We start from the raw sequence: 8051 nt of genomic DNA on the forward strand, positions 1-8051 counted from the left end.
TCTAAACCCGGTTTCAATATCCCATTTATTCAAAAAACCCTCCAAAAAATTCTCTTAATAAATATTAGCTCGTAACTTAACACTTTTGGCTAAAGCGCTTAAGATGAAGTTTTTACTTTCATCAAAGTTTCTTTGAACGATTTCTCTGTTGTTATCCCACTTGCATTGAAAGGGCAAGTTATTGGGCTGAAGAGTTTGAATGCCTTTTAAGGAATTGATAAAAACATCTTTAGGATCGTTTTTGTTGATAATTAAAAAATAATAATCCCTATTAGTGTTTGTGCCCAAGTCTTTATGAAGTTTTTGAAAGTATTTTTCCCATGCGATTTCGTTATTAAATTCCGGCAATAAGCCGCATAACGCATAATAAATCCCTAATTTGCAATTAAGATTGTCAGCGGTTTTTGTGGTGGTGGTTTTAATATTAACAGGATAAAAAATCTTATTTTCTTCAAAACTAAAATCCCACCACTCTCTGGCTTTTGGCAGTTGGATAGGAAAATAATCCTTAATGGTATTTAAAATTTCTTCTTCATTGACCAATGAATTTAATCGCCCTTCTTGTAAGGGTTGAGACAAATTATAAGGGTTCGTTCTTAAAAATTCTGCAATTTCATTAAGCTGTGTGGGTATCATTAAATATCCTTATTAAAAAGGATATTTTACCACACTCCTTATTTTAGCCCCTTATTTTTTCAAGCTAATGGCTTCTTTAATCATGTCATCGCCCGCGCCAAAGGCTCTAGCGTTCATAGAATAGCCTCTTTGCATTAAAATGAGATTGGTTAGGGCGTTCCCGGCATTCACGTTGCTCGTTTCTAAATATTTGTGCCTGATTTTCCCAAACTTGAGCTTGCCCTCTTCGTCCCACCCTAAAATGGGGTTACCGCTTAGGGGTCTGTTTTCGCCATTAATGGTGCCTTCTTGCATTTCATAGAGGTTACCGCCGATTTTCCTTAGGCCTTGATCGTTAGTGAAAGCTAAAATACCGATGCGAGCGACCGGCTCTACCACCCCGTTACTAAAGGCTAGAGAAATCACGCCATTTTCTTCAATGCGCATGTCTCTAAAAATACCCCTAGGCTTGCCGTCTTGACTCGCTTCTAAGAGTTTAGAGTCTTGGTAAGACAAATCGCTAGAATCATGGTTTTCGCTCTTATCTAGTGAATAGGTGAGCTTATTGCCCTTAAAATCCAAAGTCATGGGGGCGGATTTCATTTTGTGCGTGGCTGAATCAAAGCCGACAATTTCCCAAGTAGGATCATTAATAGGGGTTTTGTTTTTAGGATCCACGATATAGCTTTTCACTTCCCAAGTTTGGTTTTTCCTTTTACTCGTGGGGCTTGATGTGGGATCGTTGGAATTAGTCATGTAGTATTCGCTTTGGAGCAAGTATTTATCCCCAGCTTTATCATAAATATCCACTTCTGTGCTGTAATAAGGGATTTTAATCGCTACTGAATCCCTGCTAATGCCCTTTTTCAATTCCATTCCGTCCGCTTTCAAGCCCAATTTATCCGCAATGCCCCCACTCAAGCTAAAGGTGATAGGCGTTTCGCTAGGATTAGCGATCTCTAATAATAGGGGGGGGCTTTTGGCGTCTTTTTCGCTTTTGATGAGGTTTAGGTCTAGCCCGGTTTTTTCTTTAAGGAGTTTTTGCAAATCGCCTAAAGTTTTGAATTGGTTTTCGCCTTTTTCAGCGTCCCCATAAGTGAAAACAAAATCCTCTTTTTTGCCATCTTCTTTTTGGATACTGACGTTTAACTTGCGATTAGTGATCGCGTCTATGGGCTCGTTATCGTTATTCGCTAAAGCGTTAATGTCCTGGTTTAAAAAACGCTCCTTAATAATCTCGCCCTTATCGTTTAAGAAAAAATCTTGCACGCCTTTTAAATGGTCTTTAGGGTTTAGATTCACGCTAATACCCACTTTCGTGCTAAGCACGGGCTGGTAAGTCAAATCCTGGGGGATTTGTAAGGGCGAAAGGGTGTTGCCATGCAATTTTTCAATATCTTCATCTCTAGCGGTGGAATTGAGCGTGCCGTCTTTGATTTTTTTCAAATCAATCCCATAAACATAATAGCCCTCAGGGGTTACTAAATAGCCATCAGCGTCTCGTGCGAAATTACCGGCGCGCGTGAGAAAATTATCCTGTTTTTTGCTAAAGCCGTCTTTATTAATGGTCATCTCTCCGTTTTTATTGGGCCCTATCACAAACCAGCCCTTGCCTTGATACGCCATATGAAATTCCCCCTCGCTTGGCATGTATTCCCCGTCTTTATTAGAAAGGACATTGCCTGAGCCTGTAACGCCGTAATTTCGGTCGTTAGCCACAACGGATTTGGCGTTCAAAGCGTCTAAATGCGAAGAAAACAGGGTTTTAAACTCCGGATCATTGGAGCGATAGCCTAAAGTATTGACATTGGCGATATTGTTTGAAAGGCTGTCAATGCCAAACTGGTGGGTCTTAATCCCGCTATAAGCGTTTAATAAGGTGTCGTTCATGCTGTCTCTTTAGGGGGGGTTTGGGGTTTTTGATCAGAGATTTTCTGTTCAAGGGGTTTCTGTGGTTTTTGATCAAGTGGTTTTTGATCCGAGAGTTTTTGATCAAGGGGCTTTTGATCAAGTGGTTTTTGATCCGAGAGTTTTTGAGGCTTTTGATCAAATGGTTTCTGTTCAGAGAGTTCAAGCAGTTTTTGATCCGAGATTTTTTGATCAAGCGGTTTTTGCTCAGAGAGTTTTTGAGGCTTCTGATCCGAGAGTTTTTGATCAAGCGGTTTTTGATCCGGTTGATAAAACTCTATCGCGCTGTCTATGGGTAAAATCATTTCGCCCATTCTTAACATGGGTTTGCCTTTATCAAAAATCACGCTCTCCACTTCGCCCCTACCAATGCGCGTTTGCAAATACTGCTTGCTTTGAGAGTCTAAATTGTATTCAGCCTTGATTTTGTAATTGCCTTTAGGGACTTTTTCGCCCTTTTCGTTTGTGCCGTCCCATTCAAAATTGATATACCCTTTTTGCCCGTTATAATCTTTTAAAGGAATCGTTTTGACTAATTCATTGTTTTCGTTTAGGATTTGAATCGCTGGCACTCCTTTAGAAGCGTCAATTTTTTCATCAAAAAAGAGCGAAAAAGAAAGCTTGTTATTGCCGTCAAAATTCGCCCCGCTCACATCGGTTTCAGCGATTTTGCCTATCATGCTCACAGAATTAAGGGCCGTTACTTCCCTTAAAGCGTTATTCGCTTTCAAGCTATCGTCCATGCCTTTATTCAGGTTTTCCATGGTGTCTTTTAAAGCGCCTTGAAAGTCTTTTAAAGATTCGTTAGTTTCTTTATTGGATTTCATCGCACTGGCGACTTCTTGCATGGTCTTTTTGTTTTCTTCTTGCATTTCCACTTGCGTGAGTTGCGCGGTTTGGGTGATGATTTTATCCGTTTCCATAGGAGCGGTGGGGTCTTGATTTTTCAATTGCTCTAAAAAGAGTTTCATGAAAGCGTTTTTATCCAACCCGTTAGCGATGGTGGGCTGCTCTTTTTTCCTTTCTTGTGCGGCTTTAGCTCCTGTAACTTCTGCTAAATCAATGGCCATGATCTCTTCCTTATTAAAGATGTCTTATTATAGGGCAAACTCGCTTAAAATCACGCATAAAGAGTGATTTGCATGCTCGTTTCTTTGTTTTCATGGTCTGTATTCTCTTGGTAGCTTTTTAGGGCGCTTTCTTTTAGGGGGGTTAATTCCTGTTCTTTGAATGGCTCTCTTAGTTGCTCTTTGGGTTGCTCTTTGGAAGAATCTTGCGAAAAGCTCAAATCCACCCCTTCAAAGCCTAAAGCGTTCAGGCTGTTTTTGAGATCTTGTTGGTTGTCTAAAAAGGTTTGTAAGCTGTTGTTGTGAGAAATCACGCTCACTTTAAGGTTTTTACCCACTTTTTGAATAACCACTTCAACCTTGCCTAATTCCTTAGGGAATAAATCCATAGAGATCCTACTCATGGGGGGTTTGTATTCTTGGATTTCTTGCTTTAATTGTTGGGCGAAATGCTTGATCGTCTCTTTAGGGGTAACGCTTTTATTGTCGCTTGTCTTATCGCTAGCTTGGGTGTTTTGCGCGCTTTGAGCGCTGCTACTAGATTCTTTAGCTTTTTCTTTACTGTCGCTTACTTCTTTAGTTGTTTCTTCTTTTTCTAAGGGCGTTGGAATATTATCGTTAGGGGGGTTAGCTCCTATTAAAGGCATTAAAGGGGGCGTTTTAAGAGGGATTTTAGGGGCATTTTCTGGCGCTATGCTTGGGGCTGTAGTTTGAGTTTTAGCGTGAATGGGGGTTTTTTCTGGCTTTTTTTTAGAAAGCGTTTTATCCCTTTTAATAGCGTTCATTTGTAAAGCTTCCTTTAAAGGGGGCGTTTTTTTTTCATTATTTTGGGGGTTTGCGTGTTCTTTATTTGGCGATTCTTTTTTTTCTAAGGATTGCAAAACGCTAGAAAGGTTAGCGGTGTTTTTAGCGTCGTTCTTTGCAAGGGTGTGGTTAGTGGGCGTTTGCGTTGTTTTTAAGGCGAACTGATCGCTCGCATTTAAGGGGTTTTTATTTTCTGGGGTCGTGGCCGTTTGAATGTTGTTAGCGTTTAAGTCATGTTTTTGGCTGAGCGTTTGGATGTCTTTAAGGGTTTTTGGATCTTTAGCGTTATGGGTTGGGGTGGTAGGGGTTTTGATAGCGTTGTTAGCGTGGTTAGTGGGGGTTATAGGGTTTTTATTAGGCAAGTTTGTTTGATGAGCGTTAGAAGTAACTTCGTTAGGCTTTTTTTCATTCTTACTTAAAGTTTCGTTAGGGTTTTTGGGGTTAGTTTCATTAGCCTCATGGGTTTCATGTTGAGCCTCATGTTCGGCTGTTGGGTGGGTTTTTGGGTGGTTGAGCCAATCTTTTAGGGTAGGGGCTTGTTGGTTTTTAGCGGGATTTTGAGCGTGTTGGTGGGGTAGGGTAGGGCTTTTTTCAAGAGCTTTAGCGTCCTCTTTAGCATCTTTGGGCGTGGCTTTTAAAGCGTTAGGATCTTCTTTAGGGGCGGTTTTGTCTTTAGAGATCTTTTGGTTTAAGATCTTGCTGAAATCCTTTGATGCGCTTTTAGGGGCGTTTTTGGCGTCTTTAACTTCGTTTTTCGCTCCGCTGTTTAAAGCGTTTGCGTTGGTGTGAATGGGATTAACAGGAGATGGCATGACTATCCTTTAAAACAACTCTTTTATTTTACATGGTGGGAGTCAAGCAAAAAGAGTTCCTTAATATGTGTGATCAAATCTAAAAATGCTAAAGGTGTTTTTTAAAACGAAAAACCCCATTTTTTATTTTTTAAAAATAAAAGTTGTCGTTATTCGCGCTTAATGAGAACAGAGGTTTTTAAAACTATGGTTTCGTTTAGGTTTAATTAAATTTTGCTACAATTAAATAAAAACGATGATTTTAGGGAGATTGGCATGCAAAGTTTATGGATTTACCCAGAGGATATGGAAGTTTTAGGGGTTGCTTGTAAGAGCCTTTTAAAAGCACTAAAGCCTCGTTATCAAAAAATCGCCTTGTTTTCGCCCATTAGTGGGGGGTGTGAGGGCTTTGGGGGAGCGCTATGGCTTGAACCCTTTAGAATTTCATAGCGCTATAGACAAACAAAAGGCTTTAGAGCTTGTAAGCACCGCTCAAGAAGAGTTACTATTTGAAACGATTCTCAAACGCTATGATGAATTACAAACCACGCATGATTTTGTCATTAATTTAGGGTATACGCCGAAGTTTTTCTTAAACGCTCTTTTAGACTTAAACACCATTTTAGCCAAGCATTTAAACGCTCCTGTGGTGGCTGTCGCGCAAACGAGTTTGGAATATTTGAAAGCCATGCATTCTCATATCCTCAAAAAAGAAGCCCCTTTCGCTGTAGGGCTATTTGCGGGCGAAATGCTTGAAAAACCACATTTTTTGAGCGCGTCTCTTTGCAAGCAACAATGCGAATTAGAAGCGAGCGTGATTGAAAGCGTGTTGCAAACAAAAAGCGAGATTATTACCCCTTTAGCCTTTCAAAGGAGTTTGGAAAAAAAGGCTAAAAAACAGATTAAAAAAGTGGTTTTACCAGAGAGCGAAGATGAAAGGATTTTAAAAGCCGCGCATCGTTTGAACGCCATGGGTGCGGTAGGATTGATCTTATTAGGCGATAAAGAAGCCATTAATTCGAAAAATTTGAACTTGAATTTAGAAAATGTAGAAATCATCGATCCCAACACTTCTAGCTACAAAGAAGAATTCGCTAATCATTTGTATGAATTGCGAAAATCAAAGGGATTGAGTGAGCAAGAAGCTGAGCGATTAGTGTTGGATAAGACTTATTTTGCGACCATGCTCGTGCATTTAGGCTATGCGCATGCCATGGTTTCTGGGGTCAATCACAGCTGAGACCATTAGGCCCGCTTTACAAATCATTAAAACTAAGCCCGGCGTGAGCTTGGTTTCAAGCGTGTTTTTAATGTGTTTGGACACTCAAGTGTTAGTCTTTGGGGATTGTGCCATTATCCCTAGCCCTAAAGAATTAGCCGAGATCGCTACCACTTCCGCACAAAGTGCCAAACAATTCAATATCGCGCCTAAAGTGGCCTTGCTCTCTTATGCGACAGGAAATTCCGCTCAAGGCGAAATGATAGACAAAATCAAAGAAGCCCTAACAATCGCGCAAAAATTAGATCCGCAATTAGAAATTGATGGCCCTTTGCAATTTGACGCTTCCATTGATAAAGGCGTAGCCAAGAAAAAAATGCCTAACAGCCAAGTGGCCGGGCAAGCTAGCGTTTTTATTTTCCCGGATTTAAACGCTGGGAATATTGGCTATAAAGCGGTGCAACGGAGCGCTAAGGCCGTGGCGATAGGGCCCATTTTACAAGGTTTGAACAAGCCCATTAACGATTTGAGTAGGGGCGCTTTAGTGGAAGATATTATCAACACCGTTTTGATTAGCGCCATTCAAGCGCAAGATTGATTGATTAGGAGAGATTATGGAAATTTTAGTGTTGAATCTGGGCAGTTCGTCTATTAAGTTTAAGTTGTTTGACATGAAAGAAAACAAGCCCTTAGCGAGCGGTTTAGCCGAAAAAATCGGCGAAGAAATAGGGCAGTTGAAAATCAAATCGCATTTGCACCATAACGATCAAGAATTAAAAGAAAAGCTTGTGATTAAAGATCATGCGAGCGGGCTTTTAATGATTCGTGAGAATTTAACGAAAATGGGGATCATCAAAGATTTCAATCAAATTGACGCTATAGGGCATCGTGTGGTTCAAGGGGGGGATAAATTCCATGCCCCGGTTTTAGTCAATGAAAAAGTCATGCAAGAAATTGGCAATCTCTCTATTTTAGCCCCCTTACACAACCCGGCGAATTTGGCCGGTATTGAGTTTGTCCAAAAAGCGCACCCCCATATCCCTCAAATCGCTGTTTTTGACACCGCATTCCATGCCAGCATGCCCAGTTACGCTTACATGTATGCGTTACCTTATGGATTGTATGAAAAGTATCAAATCCGGCGCTATGGCTTCCATGGGACTTCACACCATTATGTGGCCAAAGAAGCGGCGAAGTATTTGCATATCCCTTATGAGAAATTTAACGCTATCACTTTGCATTTAGGGAACGGCTCAAGCGCAGCCGCCATTCAAAATGGTAAAAGCGTGGACACTTCTATGGGGCTAACCCCTTTAGAAGGCTTGATTATGGGCACAAGGTGTGGGGATATTGACCCCACTGTCGTGGAATATACTGCGCAATGCACGAACAAGAGCTTAGAAGAAGTGATGAAAATCCTAAATTATGAGAGCGGGCTGAAGGGCATTTGTGGGGATAATGAGAAACATAGAAGCCAGAAAAGAAAAAGGCGATAAACAAGCCAAACTCGCTTTTGAAATGTGTGCTTATCGTATTAAAAAGTATATCGGGGCTTACATGGTAGTCTTAAAAAAAGTAGATGCGATCATTTTTACAGGGGGATTAGGGGAAAACTACTCGGCTTTAAGAGAGAGCGTGTGTGAAAAA

Annotated in this window: 4 protein-coding genes and 2 pseudogenes; 2 read left to right on the forward strand and 4 right to left on the reverse strand. The window is 40.7% G+C overall.

What is annotated here, in order from left to right:
• Nucleotides 1-54: 54 nt before the first annotated feature.
• The 4 genes from BZK24_RS07705 to BZK24_RS07720 are packed head-to-tail and all read right to left on the reverse strand — an operon-like array spanning nt 55 to nt 5206.
• Nucleotides 55-636, reverse strand: a complete 582-nt coding sequence (locus tag BZK24_RS07705) for a restriction endonuclease (protein WP_143424396.1) — start codon at nt 634-636, stop codon at nt 55-57.
• 51 nt (nt 637-687) lie between these two features.
• Complete coding sequence (locus tag BZK24_RS07710) at nt 688-2505, reverse strand: flagellar hook protein FlgE (RefSeq protein ID WP_001000261.1); 1818 nt, start codon at nt 2503-2505, stop codon at nt 688-690.
• Entirely contained in the window at nt 2502-3593 is a 1092-nt protein-coding gene (flgD, locus tag BZK24_RS07715) for a flagellar hook assembly protein FlgD (protein WP_077657071.1), read from the reverse strand. The genes BZK24_RS07710 and flgD overlap by 4 nt, the downstream gene beginning before the upstream one ends.
• Before the next feature lie 50 nt (nt 3594-3643).
• Entirely contained in the window at nt 3644-5206 is a 1563-nt protein-coding gene (locus BZK24_RS07720; protein WP_077657072.1) for a flagellar hook-length control protein FliK, read from the reverse strand.
• Between the two features lie 255 nt (nt 5207-5461).
• On the opposite strand from BZK24_RS07720, the pseudogene pta reads away from it, so the two are divergent.
• Together pta and BZK24_RS07735 are read left to right on the forward strand one after the other, a co-directional pair.
• A pseudogene (pta, locus tag BZK24_RS09710) lies at nt 5462-7002 on the forward strand (phosphate acetyltransferase).
• 16 nt (nt 7003-7018) lie between these two features.
• Nucleotides 7019-8051: pseudogene (locus BZK24_RS07735) on the forward strand (acetate/propionate family kinase); the annotation flags it as partial.

It is taken from the genome of Helicobacter pylori, assembly GCF_001998165.1.
GTDB classification, from domain to species: domain Bacteria; phylum Campylobacterota; class Campylobacteria; order Campylobacterales; family Helicobacteraceae; genus Helicobacter; species Helicobacter pylori_DL.